This window comes from Streptomyces sp. WM6378 (assembly GCF_001279695.1).
Classification (GTDB): domain Bacteria; phylum Actinomycetota; class Actinomycetes; order Streptomycetales; family Streptomycetaceae; genus Streptomyces.
In genome coordinates, this window is sequence record NZ_LGDD01000279.1 from 53267 (window position 1) to 68312 (window position 15046).

Genomic DNA, 15046 nt, shown 5'->3' on the forward strand with positions numbered 1-15046 from the left:
GAAGCTAGGCGACAGCCTTGAGCGCCGCCACCGCGGACTTGGCCAGATCGTCCAGGTAGCCCTTCGGCAGCGCTCCCTTGACGACGACGAGCCGCCAGTACAGCGGGCCCACGATCAGGTCGAGCGCCCGGTCGGGGTCCGCCCCGGCGGGCAGCTCGCCCCGCTCGACCGCCTCGCGGACGACAACCGCGGCAACGCCCTGCTGCCCGTCGAGCAGCGCGGCCTTGATCGCGTCGGCGATCTCCGGGTGGCGTACGGATTCGACCAGCAGGTCGGGGATGACCTGCGAGGCGATCGGATGGCGCAGGGCGAGCGAGGCGACCGCGAGCAGGGCCCGGATGTCCCCGTAGAGGGAGCCGGTGTGCGGCACCGGGAGACCCTGCTCGGCGAATGCCGACACGAGGTCCAGGACCAGACTGAGCTTCGACTTCCACCGGCGGTAGACCGCCGTCTTGCCGACCCCCGCACGGCGCGCGATGCCCTCGATGGACATCCGGGCGAAGCCGACCGCGGCGAGTTCCTCGAAGACGGCCGCCCGGATGGCGTCCGTCACGTCCTCACGCAGCACGGCGGCGCCCGCGGGGGCACGGCGTGACTGCGGGCGGTTCGCGGCGATCTCCGGGTCCGTCTTGGTCATGCCTTGAGCATAGCGTTGCGACGAGACGGTTGCGTTGCGACGTGGAGCCGTCCTACTCTCGCCGTAGCGACGATACGGGCCCGTTCCGTCGCAAGTGATCCCCCGCCCCGGGAAGCCTCCCGGGATCCCCCGGCGAAAGCGACCGTAGTGAGCCAGACCGAAGCTGCGCGCCAGACCGCAGCACCATCGGCCGCGTCGGCCTCCATCCCGACGCAGTCCGCCCGGTACACCGGCGACCAGGCCCTCAGCCCGGCCGAGCTGGCCGAGAAGTACGGCCTGAAGGTGAGCGGTGCCCGCCCCTCGCTGCCCGAGTACGTGCGGCAGCTGTGGGCCCGGCGCCACTTCATCACCGCGTTCGCCACCGCCAAGCTGACCGCCCAGTACAGCGAGGCGAAGCTGGGGCAGATCTGGCAGCTGATGACGCCGCTCCTGAACGCGGCGGTGTACTACTTCATCTTCGGCATCCTGATGGGCAACAAGTCCAGCACGCCCGACTACATCCCGTGGCTGGTCACGGGCGTGTTCATCTGGACCTTCACGGCCAACTCGATCATGGCGGGCACCCGCGCGATCACCGGCAACATCGGCCTGGTGCGGGCGCTGCACTTCCCGCGCGCCTCGCTGCCGGTCTCGCTCGCCCTCCAGCAGCTCCAGCAGCTGCTGTTCTCGCTGGCCGCGCTGGCGATCATCATCATGTGCTTCGGCCAGCTGCCCGGCGTCTCGTGGCTGCTGCTGATCCCGGCGCTGGTCCTGCAGTCGATGTTCAACACGGGCCTGTCGCTCGTGATGGCCCGGATCACCGCGAAGACCCCGGACGTCGCCCAGGTGATGCCGTTCATCCTGCGTACCTGGATGTACATGTCCGGCGTGATGTGGAACCTGGGCCCGCAGCTCAAGAAGATGAACCACATGGTGGCCCAGTTGCTCGGGCTCAACCCGGCCGCGGTCTACATCGACCTGGTCCGGTTCGCGATGATCAAGAGCTTCCACGCCAACAAGCTGCCCCCGCACGTGTGGGCGGTGGCCGCGGGCTGGGCGTTCGTCGCGCTGGCCGCGGGCTTCATCTACTTCTGGAAGGCAGAGGAGCAGTACGGACGTGGCTGACACCCAGACGCTGGACAAGTCGGCCGAGCCGGCCGACGCCGTGGCGGACAGCGCGCCGGTCGAACTCGGCGAGCCGACCGTGATCGTCGACGACGTACACATCGTCTACAAGGTCAACGGAACCGGATCCAAGGGCAAGGGCGGGGCCACCGCGGCCCTCAACCGGATCGTCTCGCGCAAGGAGACCCCGGGCATGCGCGAGGTGCACGCCGTCAAGGGCGTCACCTTCGTGGCCCGGCGCGGCGAGGCGATCGGCCTCATCGGTTCCAACGGCTCGGGCAAGTCGACCCTGCTCAAGGCGGTCGCGGGCCTGCTGCCGACCGCCCGGGGCAAGATCTACACCCAGGGCCAGCCGTCGCTGCTCGGCGTGAACGCGGCCCTGATGAACGACCTGACCGGCGAGCGCAACGTCACCCTCGGCGCACTCGCCATGGGCATGTCCCGCGAGGAGGTGCGCGAGCGCTACGACGACATCGTCGACTTCTCCGGGATCAACGAGAAGGACGACTTCATCTCGCTCCCCATGCGCACGTACTCCTCCGGCATGAGCGCGCGGCTGCGCTTCTCCATCGCGGCCGCCAAGAACCACGACGTGCTGCTCATCGACGAGGCCCTGGCCACCGGTGACGCCCGGTTCCAGCGCCGCAGCCAGGAGCGCATCAACGAGCTGCGCCAGGAGGCGGGCACCGTCTTCCTGGTCAGCCACAGCAACGCCTCGATCAGGGAGAACTGCGAGCGGGCCCTCTGGCTGGAGTCGGGCACGCTGCGGATGGACGGCCCGACGGACGAGGTCATCGCGGCGTACGAGCAGTTCACGAAGAAGAAGTAGCCGGTCCGCGGATGTGCGGGGTGCCGTCGGGGCGCCCCGCACTCTGCTGTCGCGACGCCCGACGCGAGGCCGTCACCGCGCGCCCCGCACGCCGCTGTCACCCCGCATCGCACGTCGTGCCCGTCGCGGCTCTCCTCCGAATCGGGACAAACCGCGCATAAGCTTCGCGCGATGACGCCCTCTCAGCTGCCCCCGTCGCCCGCCCGCGTCCGCATCCCCGCCCCGGCGGCCGCACCCGACCCCGGCGCGTCCGGCCGCCGCACCCGGTCCGCGGTCCTCGTCGCGAGCTGGCTCGCCACCCGCGCGGTGATGCTCCACCTCCTGGTCACCGACCGGCTCGGCGTCGGCGGGGTGACCGGCGAGGTGTACGTCCTCTACCGGCGCTGGCACGACCAACTCGGCACGGGCGCCTTCCCGCTCGGGGACCCCACCTGGCAGTACCCGCCGGGCGCCGGAGCGATCATGCTCGCCCCCTCGCTGCTCCCCTTCCTCACCTTCTTCCAGGCCTTCACCGCCGTCACCGTCGGCTGCGACGCGCTGATCGCCCGCGCGCTGGTCCGGGCCGGCGCCCGCCCCGGCGGCAGCGCGGCCGGGGCCTGGCTGTGGGTGTGCGGCCTCCCGCTGCTCCTCCACATCCCGTACGCCCGCTACGACGTGCAGGTCACCGCCCTCGCGGTGGCCGCCCTGCTCACGCTGCGCCGCCGCCCCGGGCTCGGCGGCGCGCTCGCGGGGCTCGGCGCCCTGGTCAAGGTGTGGCCGCTGCTCACGCTGATCGGCGCCCCGCCCGGCCGCGGCGCCCGCCGCGCGCTGCTCGGCGCGCTCGGCTCGGCGGCCGCCCTGCTCGCCGTGCTCGCCCTCGCCTTCGACCACACCCTGGACTTCGCCCGCCAGCAGGGCGGTCGGGGCATCCAGATCGAATCGCTCGGCGGCACCGCGCTCCAGCTCGCCCACCTGCTCGCGGGCCACCCCGGCCGGGTCGTCTACCGGTACGGAGCCATGGAGTTCACCGGCCCGTACGTCTCCGCGCTCGCCACCCTCAGCCTGGCCCTGACCGGACTCGCGCTCTGCTGGCTGCTGCTCTGGCGGGTGCGCGCCCGGCACTGGACGGCGGCGGTGCCGCTGGACGCGGCGCTCTGCGCGGTGCTGCTGTTCACCGTGACGAGCCGGGTGATCAGCCCCCAGTACCTGATCTGGCTGCTCGGCCTGGCCGCCGCCTGCCTCACCTCGCGCCGGACGAGCCAGCGCCCGGTGGCCCAACTCCTGCTCCCCGCGGCCGCGTTGAGCGCACTGGCGTTCCCCTGCCTGTACGACGAGGTCATGGCCGGAACCGCGCTGGGCACCGGAGTGATGTCCGCCCGCAACGCCTTGCTGCTGGCAGCGACCCTGGTGTCGTGCCGCAGGTTGTGGACCTCCACGGTGACGGCCTCGACGACCACCCAACGCTGAAGGGGCGCCCACCACGAGGGTGGACGCCCCTTACGAATGCGGCATTCCCGCGCCCCTAGGAGGCGCGGGGAGCCTCAGCTGTGCGAGCGCAGCAGCGTCCTCATGGTCCGCATCGCAACGGACAGGTTCGCCAGATCGAACGCGTCGGAGGACTGGATCTCCTCCAGGGTGGTGCGGGCACGTCCCAGGATCGCCGCGTTCTTGTCCTCCCACGCCTTGAACCGCTGCTCAGGCGGCGTCGTGCCGTTGCCGGCCGACAGGACGTCCTGGGTCAGCCCGGCGTGCGCCGCGAACAGGTCCTCGCGGATGGCGGCACGCGCCATCGACTGCCAGCGGTCGGCCCGCGGCAGCTCGATGATCCGGTCCAGGAGCTGGGTGATCCGCAGCCGGTCCGCGAGGTCGTAGTAGACCTCGGCGACCTGGAGCGGCTCCTTGCCGGTGCGGGCCGCGATGGCCACGATGTCGAGCGCCGGGAAGACCGAGGAGAACCCGGCGACGCGCCGCGCGAGCTCCTCGGGCACGCCCACGCCGGTCAGCTCGTCCAGGATGCCCTGGTACCACTCCAGGTCGGCGCCCCGCAGCAGGTTCGCGAGCGAGTCCCAGACCTGGGCCACACCGGCCGAGAAGTCCTCGATCGTCTCGGCGATCTGGAGCGGCTGCGGCCGGTTGTTGAGCAGCCAGCGGGTGCCGCGCTCCACAAGGCGGCGCGAGTGCAGCCGGATGCGGGTCTGGACGTCGGCGGCGACCTTGTTGTCGAGCGCCTCGACGGCGTCCCACACCCCGCTCACACCGAAGATCTCGCGGGCCGCGGCGTGCGCCCGCACGATCTCTTCGAGCGAGGCCCCCGTCTCCTCGCGGAGCCGGTGCAGGAACGTCGAACCACCGATGTTGACGGTGTCGTTGACCAGCACCGTCGTGATGATCTCGCGGCGCAGCGCGTGCCCGTCGACGGCCTCGGTGAACTTCTCGTGGAGCTGCTGCGGGAAGTAGGCGTGCAGCAGCTTGGCCAGGTGCGGGTCGTCCGGCAGGCCGGTGTGGATCAGCTCGTCGGCCACCGTGATCTTGGTGTACGCCATCAGCACGGCGAGCTCGGGCTGGCTGAGCCCCTTGCCGCTGTTCAGCAGCTCACGGATCTGGCGGTCGTTGGGCAGGAACTCAAGGGCCCGGTCCAGATGGCCGTCGCGGCCCAGGCGGCGCATGTAGCGCTGGTGGGCGTGGAGCAGCGAGGGCGACTGCGCGACCGCGTTGGCCAGCGCCACGTTCTGCGCGTAGTTGTTGCGCAGCACCAGGTGGCCGACCTCGTCGGTCATCGCGGCGAGGATCTTGTTGCGCTGCTTGACGGTCATGTCGCCGTCCGCCACCAGGCCGTTGAGCAGGATCTTGATGTTCACCTCGTGGTCGGAGGTGTCGACGCCCGCGCTGTTGTCGATGGCGTCGGTGTTGATCTTGCCGCCCTCGCCCTCGGGGCCGCCCTTGCGGTCGAACTCGATCCGGCCGAGCTGGGTCAGGCCCAGGTTGCCGCCCTCGCCGACGACCTTGACGCGCAGGTCCTCGCCGTTGACGCGGATCGCGTCGTTGGCCTTGTCGCCGACGTCCGCGTTGGACTCCGCCGACGACTTCACGTACGTACCGATGCCGCCGTTCCACAGCAGGTCGACCGGGGCCTTGAGGATGGCCTGCATCAGGTCGGCCGGGGTCAGCTTGGTGACGCCGGCCGGGATGCCGAGGGCCTCGCGGATGTGCGCGTTCAGCGGGATCGACTTGGCGGTGCGCGGGTGGATGCCGCCGCCCGCCGAGAGCAGTTCCTTGTTGTAGTCGGCCCAGCTGGAGCGCGGCAGGTCGAACAGGCGGCGGCGCTCCGCGTAGGAGACGGCCGCGTCCGGCTTCGGGTCGATGAAGATGTGCCGGTGGTCGAAGGCCGCGACCAGGCGGATGTGCTCGGAGAGCAGCATGCCGTTGCCGAACACGTCGCCCGACATGTCGCCGACGCCGACGACCGTGAAGTCCTCGGTCTGGCTGTCGTGGCCGAGCTCGCGGAAGTGCCGCTTGACGGACTCCCAGGCGCCGCGGGCGGTGATGCCCATGCCCTTGTGGTCGTATCCGGCGGAGCCGCCGGAGGCGAAGGCGTCGCCGAGCCAGAAGTCGTAGCTGATCGCCACGTCGTTGGCGATGTCCGAGAACGTGGCGGTGCCCTTGTCGGCGGCGACCACCAGGTAGGTGTCGTCCTCGTCGTGGCGGACCACGTCGGCCGGCGGGACGACCTCGCCCGCGACCAGGTTGTCGGTGATGTCGAGCAGCGCCGAGATGAACGTCTTGTAGCTGGCGATGCCCTCGGCGAGCCAGGCGTCGCGGTCCACCGACGGGTCGGGGAGCTGCTTGGCGACGAAGCCGCCCTTGGCGCCGACCGGCACGATGACGGTGTTCTTCACCATCTGTGCCTTGACCAGGCCGAGGATCTCGGTGCGGAAGTCCTCACGCCGGTCGGACCAGCGAAGGCCGCCGCGGGCGACCTTGCCGAAGCGCAGGTGGACGCCCTCGACGCGCGGCGAGTACACCCAGATCTCGAACGCCGGGCGGGGCGCCGGGAGGTCGGGGATCATCTGCGGGTCGAACTTCATCGAGACGTACGCGTGCGGAGTGCCGTCCACGGTCTTCTGGAAGAAGTTGGTGCGCAGGGTCGCCTTGATGACGGTGAGGAAGGAGCGCAGGATGCGGTCCTCGTCGAGGCTCGCCACCTGGTCGAGCGCGCCGTCGAGCTCTTCGAGGAGCCCGTCGATGAGCTCGGTGCCGGCCCGCTGGCGGTCCGGCGAGAGCCGGGCCTCGAAGAGCGAGACGAGCAGCCGGGTGGTGTGGACGTTGTCGCGGAGGGTGTCCTCCATGTAGTCCTGGCTGAACGTGGAGCCCGCCTGGCGCAGGTACTTGGCGTAGGCGCGGAGCACCATCGCCTGGCGCCAGTTGAGACCGGCGCGCAGCACGAGGGAATTGAAGCCGTCGTTCTCGGCGGCGCCCGTCCAGGTGGCGGCGAAGGCCTCCTGGAAGCGCTCGCGGGCGTCGTCGGCCAGGTAGTCGCCGTTGCCGTTGATCTTCTTCGGCATGCGCAGTCCGAAGTCGTAGATCCACGCGTGCGTACGGTCCGCGCAGCGCAGCTCGTAGGGCCGCTCGTCGGTGACCTCGACGCCCAGGCGCTGGAGCACCGGGAGCACCGCGGACAGCGAGACCTGCTCGCCGATCCGGTAGATCTTGAAGCGGCGCTCGCCGGGGGCCGCGCCGACCGGCTCGTACAGGGAGAGCGCGAAGTCCCGCCGCCCGTGGGTTAGTTGCTCCAGGTGGACGAGGTCGGCGACCGCCGCACGCGGCGAGTGGTCGGCCTTGTAACCCTCGGGGAACGCGTGGCCGTAACGGCGGAGCAGCTCGGCGGCACGCTCCTCGCCGCACTCGGCGTTCAGCGCGTCGGAGAAGCCGTCGGCCCAGGAGCGGGCGGCTTCGACGAGGCGGGCCTCGATGCGGTCGGAGTCGGCGTCGGTGAGCTCGGTCAGCTCGGTGCCGGCCGGGACGCGCACCACGAAGTGCAGCCGGGACAGGATCGACTCGGTGTTCCAGGCGGTGAAGTCGACGCTGGTGCCGCCGAGCTCCTCCTTGAGGATCTCGATGAGCCGCAGCCGTACGCCCGTGGTGTAGCGGTCGCGCGGCAGGTAGATCAGCGCCGAGTAGTAGCGGCCGTACTCGTCCTGGCGCAGGTACAGGCGCAGCCGGCGCCGCTCCTGGAGGTACAGGACGGAGGTCACGATGGAACGCAGCTGGTCGGCCGGGGTCTGGAACAGCTCGTCGCGCGGGTACGTCTCCATGATCTGGAGCAGGTCGCGGCCGTCGTGGCTGTTGGGCGAGAAGCCCGCGCCCTTGAGGACCTCTTCGACCTTGCGGCGCACGACCGGCACCCGGCGCACGGACTCGGTGTAGGCGGCCGAGGAGAACAGGCCGAGGAAGCGGCGCTCGCCGACGACGTTGCCCTGCTCGTCGAACTTCTTCACGCCGACGTAGTCGAGGTAGGAGGGCCGGTGCACGGTGGCCCGGCTGTTGGCCTTGGTCAGCACGAGGAGCTTGTGCTCGCGGGCCTTGGCGCGGGCGTCGGCGGGCAGCCGGCTGAAGGACGGCGAGACGGGGTGGCCGTCGTCCTCGCCGTGCTGCGGGTCGGAGCGCAGGATGCCGAGGCCGGTGCCGGGGACGGCGGACAGCGAGTCGTCGTCGGTGAGCTGGTACTCGCGGTAGCCGAGGAAAGTGAAGTGGTCGTCCGAGAGCCAGCGCAGCAGCTCGCGGGCCTCGTCGACCTCCTGGTCGCGCAGGTCGCCGGCCTTCGGCTCCTTGGGCAGCTCGTCGGCGATGCGCAGCGCGGCGTCGCGCATCTTCTCCCAGTCCTCGACGGCTTCCCGTACGTCGGACAGGACGCGCAGCAGGTCGGCGGTGATCTGCTTCAGGTCGGCGCGGTCGGTCTCGCGGTCGATCTCGACGTGGATCCAGGACTCGGTGAGCGCGTCGTGCGGCAGCTCGGCGGTCTGGGCGCCGGTGTCGAGGACCTCGATGAGCTTGCCGGTGAGGTCACGGCGCACGACGACCTGCGGGTGGATCACGACGTGGATGCCGCGGCTCTGCCGGGACAGCTCGTTGGTGACCGAGTCGACGAGGAAGGGCATGTCGTCGGTGACCACCTCGACGACGGAGTGGCTGCAGGTCCAGCCGTTCTCCTCGACGGTCGGGGTGTGCACCCGGACGTTCGCGGTGCCCTGCGGCCGGTTCTCCGCGAGCCGGTAGTGGGAGAGCGCTGCGCCGAAGACGTCGACCGGGTCGCGGTCGGCCAGGTCCTCGGGAGCGGTGTGCAGGTAGTAGCGCTGGAGGTACCCGAGAAGGACGCCCTGGTCGGGACCTTCCTCGCTCGTGGCCCCAGTCGTGGCTGCCCGGTCGGTCCGGGGGGTGTCCCCCAGGCCTCCGGGCCCCCCGGCCGGGCTGTTCTCAGCTACCCGGGCCGCCCGTGCGAGCAGCTCGGCCTTGGCTTCGTCCAGCTTGGTCTGCATGTCCTCTGGCTCCTGTCGCGCGCCGTTGCGTGACGTAGGGGAAAGAAGCGACGCAACGCCACGACGCGGGGTGTCCGGTCGGTGTCGACGCTATGCCGCGATGAGAGATACCCGGGCGCTTACCGGCCAATTTTGTGGCTTCGGGCCCTGATTCCGGGTGGAGGGAATCAGCGACTGCCCGGGCACGGTGGTGCTCCGGGCGCAGGGCAGAGGCATCAGTGCCTCCGCGGCATATCGCGCTGATCACGGGACAAGGCTATCGCCCCTTCCCCCCGAACCGTCATGAGCCTTATGTGTACAAAAGCTGGGCCCGAAGTTTGACACTCTGGACAGCGACGTGGCGGCGGGAACGAGCCCTCTTGGCAAACCGTCGCCGCGCGGGCAGGTTGACGGTACGGAATGCGCAGGTTCGATCGACCTCCAGCCCCCTGAGCTCCAGCCCCCTGAGAGGGAGTGCACTCATGGCAGCCAAGATCCTCATCGTGACCGGTGACGCCGCCGAATCCCTGGAAGTCCTCTACCCGTACCAGCGCCTGCGCGAGGAGGGGTACGACGTCCACATCGCGGCCCCGGCCCGCAAGAAGCTGCGGTTCGTGATCCACGATTTCGAGCCCGGCTTCGACACGTACACGGAGAAGCCCGGCTATACCTGGCCCGCCGACCTGGCCTTCTCGGAGGTCGATCCCGGCCAGTACGCCGCGTTGGTGATCCCGGGCGGCCGGGCCCCCGAGTACCTCCGCAACGACCCGGAGCTGAGGAAGATCCTGAAGGCCTTCTTCGACACCGACAAGCCGGTCGCCCAGATCTGCCACGGCCCGCTCCTGACGGCCGCGATCGGCGGCCTGAGCGGGCGCCGGGTGACCGCCTATCCCGCCCTTGAGCTGGACATGCAGACGGCGGGCGCGACCTTCCAGGACGCCGAGACGGTGGTGGACGGCACCCTGGTCTCCGCCCGCGCCTGGCCCGACCACTCCCGCTGGATGCGAGAGTTCCTTACGGTGCTGCGGGCGAAGGCGCCGGTGACGTAACCCCCGCTCAGACGTAACCCCGCTCAGCCGACCAGTTCCTCCGCGACGGCCACCGCCTCGGCGAGGGAGTCGACGACCGGCACCCTCGCCGCGGCGAGGCTGGCCCGGCTGTGGGAGCCGCCGGTGAACAGCACCGCCTTCGCACCCACGGCCGCCGCGGCCACCGCGTCGTCGACCGCGTCCCCGATCACCACGATCCGCTCGCCGGATATCTCGGGGTCCGCCGCCCGCAGCGCCGTCAGGTGGCGCACCATGTGCTCCGCCTTGCTGCCGTGCGAGGGCCCGGTGCGTCCGTCAACCCGTACGAAGTGGTCGGTGATCCCGTGCCGCCGCACGATCGGCACCAGGTGTTCGTGCGGCGCCATGGAAAGCAGCGACTGGCTGAGCCCGGCCGCCCACCGCGCCGCGAGGAGCTCGGCCGCGCCCTCGGTGAGCCCGCAGGCATCCGCCCGTGCCCAGTACTGCTGGTGGAAGGCCTCGTCCATGACCAGCCACTCGGCGTCCGTGGGCAGCCGCCCCATCAGGCGCTGGTAGAACCGGGGTACCGGCACGCAGTACAGATCGCGGTACCGCTCCAGCGTGATCGGCTCCAGGCCCAGCTCCGCGAAGGCGGCGTTGGTCGCCTCGATGATCGCCACGTTGTCGTCGAGCAGCGTGCCGTTCCAGTCCCAGACCAGATGCGCCGGGCGCTTCCCCGTGTCCTGCCTGCCGTTCCCCATGCCAAAACGGTACCCACCCCCACCGACAATCGACCACGAGCGGCCGTATCCGCAGGTCAGGGCAGGTCGGGCGAGAGATCAGGCGATCAGGTTGGGGATCTCCTGCACCCCGAACCAGAGCAGTTCGTGGTCCTCGGCCCCGTCCACGGTGAACTGGGCGTCGTCGTCACCGTGGTCGGCGGCGCCGAGCGCGTCGGCCGCGGCCGTCACATCGGACACCGCGTCCTCGGCGTCCACGTGCACCGCGGCCGCCTTGGCCAGTGCCACGGCGGAGGCGATCCGGACCTCGCCCAGCGAGCCGGCGTCCAAGGCGCTGTCGGGGTCGGCGGCCACCGTGTTGTCCGGCACGTCCACGGCGATCACGACGCGGCGCCGGGCCGTGTCGGGCGCTCCGGCGAGCAGCCGCAGCGAGGCGGCCGCGGCCCGGCTGAGCGCCGCGTACTCCAGCTCCTCGATGTCGTCGGAGACGTACCACTCGCGCAGGCCGGGAGTGACGGCGTAGGCGGTGAGCGGGCCGGGGCCGAGCTCTCCCGCGCCGTGTGCCGCCGCGAGACCGGAGATGGTCAGGGGTACGTAGACGCGCATGACAGACCGCTCTCTTCTCGTCGTCCCGGTCGTGAGACGGGTTCAGGATACGCGCGGGAGTCCCCCTTCGAGCTGCCGGTACCGACTCGGCTCCTCTGTCCGACGGAGCCTGCCGTACCGGCCCTCACCTGGGAAGACAGCTCACCCACTCACCCGGATAGGTGAATCCGGATGGCCCCGCCGCGCCCCGGGTCGGTCCTTGCGGCCGCTCCCGCCGCCCCCGTACAAGATCCCCAACAGAAGTTACCCACTGGTATCGAAGGGGGCGGCAGCCATGAGCAGGACCACGACCGGGCCGGCGGGACGCGGCGACCAGCGCAGGCCCGGCAGCACCGGAGTCCGGCGCCCACAGCGGCTGACCCCGCACGAGCTGTTCGCGCAGAAACTCCTCGCGGTGCTCAGCGGCGAGCGCCCGGTGCACTGGATGCTGGGCCTGACCGTCGGGGACGCGTACGAGCAGCTGGTGCGGCTCGCCCCGCGCACCCCGTTCCGCACCCGCGGCACCCGTCCCGTCGTACGGTCCTGCCGCGCGGCCCCGCTGGACCGCGGGATCGTCGAGGCGGCCGCCTGCATCGCGGCGGGCGAGCAGGTGCGCGCCATGGCCTTCCGCCTGGAGCGGGGCGCCGATCTGCGCTGGCGGTGCGCCGCGGTCGAGCTGGGCGGCGAGCGGGTCCCGGCATAGCGAAGGGGCCGACGGCAAAAAGGGGCCCGGCACCTTCCCGGTGCCGGGCCCCTCGACGACGTACCGCCGCCGACTGCTTCTTGCGGCTTACTTCTTGCGGCGGCGGCCGCCCGTGGTCTTCTGGGCCTTGCGGCGCTCGGCGCGCGTCAGGCCGTCCGACTCCGAGCGGGTGGGCTCGTCGTCACCGTTGTCGAAGTCACCCTCGACGACGCCGCCCTCGCCGTCCACCGTCGGCGCCGAGAAGTGCAGCCGGTCCGGGCGCTGCGGGGCGTCCAGGCCCTTGGCCCGGATCTCCGGACGCGCGGCCGGGATGGCGTCCTCCTTGCTGAGCGAGGGCACGTCGGCCGGAGCGTCCTCGACCGGGACCTCCTCGACCTGCTGCTCGACCTGGACCTCCAGGTTGAACAGGTAGCCGACCGACTCCTCCTTGATGCCCTCCATCATGGCGTTGAACATGTCGAAGCCCTCGCGCTGGTACTCGACCAGCGGGTCCTTCTGCGCCATGGCCCGCAGGCCGATGCCCTCCTGGAGGTAGTCCATCTCGTAGAGGTGCTCACGCCACTTGCGGTCCAGGACCGACAGGACCACGCGGCGCTCCAGCTCGCGCATGATGTCGGAGCCGAGCTGCTCCTCACGGGAGGCGTACTGCTCGTAGATGTCGTCCTTGACGGACTCGGCGATGAACTCGGCGGTGATGCCCGCCCGGTCGCCCGCCGCGTCCTCCAGCTCCTCCACGGTGACCTTCACCGGGTAGAGCTGCTTGAAGGCGCCCCACAGCCGGTCCAGGTCCCACTCCTCGGCGAAGCCCTCGACGGTCTCGGCCTGGATGTAGGCGTCGATCGTGTCGTCCATGAAGTGCCTGACCTGCTCGTGCAGGTCCTCGCCCTCCAGGACGCGGCGGCGCTCGCCGTAGATGACCTCGCGCTGACGGTTGAGCACCTCGTCGTACTTCAGGACGTTCTTGCGCGTCTCGAAGTTCTGCTGCTCGACCTGCGACTGGGCGGACGCGATCGCGCGCGTCACCATCTTGTTCTCGATCGGGACGTCGTCCGGAACGTTCGCCATCGACATGACGCGCTCGACCATCTGGGCCTTGAACAGGCGCATCAGGTCGTCGCCGAGCGACAGGTAGAAGCGGGACTCGCCCGGGTCGCCCTGACGGCCGGAGCGGCCGCGCAGCTGGTTGTCGATGCGCCGCGACTCGTGCCGCTCGGTGCCGAGCACGTACAGGCCGCCGAGCTCCTTGACCTCTTCGAACTCGGCCTTGACGGCGAGCTCGGCCTTCTCCAGGGCTGCGGGCAGCGCCGCGGCCCACTCCTCGACGTGCTCGACCGGGTCGAGACCGGCCTGGCGCAGCTCGGCCTCGGCGAGGTCGTCCGGGTTACCGCCGAGCTTGATGTCGGTGCCTCGTCCGGCCATGTTCGTGGCGACGGTGACGGCGCCCTTGCGGCCGGCCTGGGCGACGATCGTCGCCTCCCGGTCGTGCTGCTTGGCGTTGAGCACCTCGTGCTGGATGCCGCGCTTGGAGAGCTGCTGCGAGAGGTACTCGGACTTCTCGACCGAGGTGGTGCCGACCAGGATCGGCTGGCCCTTCTCGTGCTTCTCGGCGATGTCGTCGACGACCGCCTCGAACTTCGCGACCTCGGTGCGGTAGATCAGGTCGGACTGGTCCTTGCGGACCATCGGCCGGTTGGTCGGGATCGGAACGACGCCCAGCTTGTAGATCTGGTGGAACTCGGCGGCCTCGGTCATCGCCGTACCGGTCATGCCGGACAGGCCCGGGACTTCCTTGCCCTCCTGGTCGTGGCGCTTGTAGAGGCGGAAGAAGTTCTGCAGGGTGATCGTGGCGAGCGTCTGGTTCTCGTCCTTGATGTCCACCCCTTCCTTCGCCTCGATCGCCTGGTGCATGCCCTCGTTGTAGCGGCGGCCGGCGAGGATACGGCCGGTGTGCTCGTCGACGATCATGACTTCGCCGTCCATGACGACGTAGTCCTTGTCCTTCTTGAACAGTTCCTTCGCCTTGATGGCGTTGTTCAGGTAACCGACCAGCGGGGTGTTCACCGACTCGTAGAGGTTGTCGATGCCCAGCCAGTCCTCGACCTTGGCGACGCCCGGCTCGTGGATGGCGACGGTGCGCTTCTTCTCGTCGACCTCGTAGTCGCCGGTCTCCTCGATGCCCTTGAGCGGGTTGCCCGCCTCGCCCTTGGACAGGCGCGTCACCAGCTTGGCGAAGTCGCCGTACCACTTGGTGGCCTGGTCGGCCGGGCCGGAGATGATCAGCGGCGTACGGGCCTCGTCGACCAGGATCGAGTCGACCTCGTCGACGATCGCGAAGTTGTGGCCGCGCTGGACGAGCTCGTCCTGGGACCACGCCATGTTGTCGCGGAGGTAGTCGAAGCCGAACTCGTTGTTCGTGCCGTACGTGATGTCGCAGTTGTACATGGCGCGACGCTCGGCGGGCGACATGTTGGCGAGGATGCAACCGACCTCAAGACCGAGGAACTTGTGCACCCGGCCCATCATCTCGGAGTCGCGCTCGGCCAGGTAGTCGTTGACCGTGATCAGGTGCACGCCCTTGCCGGACAGGGCGTTGAGGTACGCCGGCAGCGTGCCGACGAGGGTCTTGCCCTCACCCGTCTTCATCTCGGCGACGTAGCCGAGGTGCAGGGCGGCGCCACCCATCATCTGGACGTCGTAGTGACGCTGGCCGAGGACGCGCTTGGCGGCCTCGCGCACGGTCGCGAAAGCCTCGGGCAGCAGGTCGTCCAGGCTCTCGCCGGCCGCGTACCGCTCCTTGTACTCGTCGGTGAGGGCACGCAGCTCGGCGTCGGAGAGGTTGACGAAGTCCTCTTCGATGGAGTTGACCTGGTCCGCGATGCGGTGCAGCTTGCGCAGGATCTTGCCTTCGCCTGCACGCATGATCTTTGAGAGGACGGACACGGGGGTTGGT

The 15046-nt window shown here is 70.2% G+C and carries 10 protein-coding genes; 5 read left to right on the forward strand and 5 right to left on the reverse strand.

The window, feature by feature from the left end:
- Window positions 1-4: 4 nt before the first annotated feature.
- The gene (locus ADK54_RS21165) at window positions 5-637 is read right to left on the reverse strand and encodes a TetR/AcrR family transcriptional regulator (protein WP_053727239.1); all 633 of its coding nucleotides are present in this window, start codon (window positions 635-637) and stop codon (window positions 5-7) included.
- 204 nt (window positions 638-841) lie between these two features.
- On the opposite strand from ADK54_RS21165, the gene ADK54_RS21170 reads away from it, so the two are divergent.
- The 3 genes from ADK54_RS21170 (at window position 842) to ADK54_RS21180 (ending at window position 4016) form a co-directional block, all read left to right on the forward strand.
- Entirely contained in the window at window positions 842-1741 is a 900-nt protein-coding gene (locus ADK54_RS21170; RefSeq protein WP_053727262.1) for an ABC transporter permease, read from the forward strand.
- Between the two features lie 40 nt (window positions 1742-1781).
- Complete coding sequence (locus ADK54_RS21175) at window positions 1782-2570, forward strand: ABC transporter ATP-binding protein (protein ID WP_053727263.1); 789 nt, start codon at window positions 1782-1784, stop codon at window positions 2568-2570.
- A gap of 171 nt (window positions 2571-2741) precedes the next feature.
- Window positions 2742-4016, forward strand: coding sequence for a glycosyltransferase 87 family protein (locus tag ADK54_RS21180; RefSeq protein WP_053727240.1), 1275 nt, complete (start codon window positions 2742-2744; stop codon window positions 4014-4016).
- A gap of 74 nt (window positions 4017-4090) precedes the next feature.
- Here ADK54_RS21180 and ADK54_RS21185 read toward each other — a convergent pair whose 3' ends face one another.
- Window positions 4091-9082 (reverse strand): NAD-glutamate dehydrogenase, encoded by a 4992-nt coding sequence (locus ADK54_RS21185; RefSeq protein ID WP_053727241.1) that lies wholly within the window; start codon window positions 9080-9082, stop codon window positions 4091-4093.
- A gap of 461 nt (window positions 9083-9543) precedes the next feature.
- Here ADK54_RS21185 and ADK54_RS21190 point away from each other — a divergent pair, with 461 nt between their 5' ends.
- A complete protein-coding gene (locus ADK54_RS21190; RefSeq protein ID WP_053727242.1) occupies window positions 9544-10110 on the forward strand; it encodes a DJ-1/PfpI family protein in 567 nt (188 codons plus the stop codon).
- A 23-nt stretch (window positions 10111-10133) separates the two neighbouring features.
- On the opposite strand, the gene ADK54_RS21195 is transcribed toward ADK54_RS21190, so the two are convergent.
- Window positions 10134-10829 carry an HAD family hydrolase gene (locus ADK54_RS21195; protein ID WP_053727243.1) on the reverse strand — a complete coding sequence of 232 codons (696 nt, stop codon included), beginning with the start codon at window positions 10827-10829 and terminating at the stop codon, window positions 10134-10136.
- Window positions 10830-10907: 78 nt separating this feature from the next.
- Window positions 10908-11414 carry a DUF6912 family protein gene (locus ADK54_RS21200; protein ID WP_053727244.1) on the reverse strand — a complete coding sequence of 169 codons (507 nt, stop codon included), beginning with the start codon at window positions 11412-11414 and terminating at the stop codon, window positions 10908-10910.
- Window positions 11415-11688: 274 nt separating this feature from the next.
- Here ADK54_RS21200 and ADK54_RS21205 point away from each other — a divergent pair, with 274 nt between their 5' ends.
- The gene (locus ADK54_RS21205) at window positions 11689-12096 is read left to right on the forward strand and encodes an Rv3235 family protein (RefSeq protein WP_053727245.1); all 408 of its coding nucleotides are present in this window, start codon (window positions 11689-11691) and stop codon (window positions 12094-12096) included.
- An 87-nt stretch (window positions 12097-12183) separates the two neighbouring features.
- Here ADK54_RS21205 and secA read toward each other — a convergent pair whose 3' ends face one another.
- Window positions 12184-15036 carry a preprotein translocase subunit SecA gene (secA, locus tag ADK54_RS21210; RefSeq protein WP_053727246.1) on the reverse strand — a complete coding sequence of 951 codons (2853 nt, stop codon included), beginning with the start codon at window positions 15034-15036 and terminating at the stop codon, window positions 12184-12186.
- Between the last annotated feature and the right edge of the window lie 10 nt (window positions 15037-15046).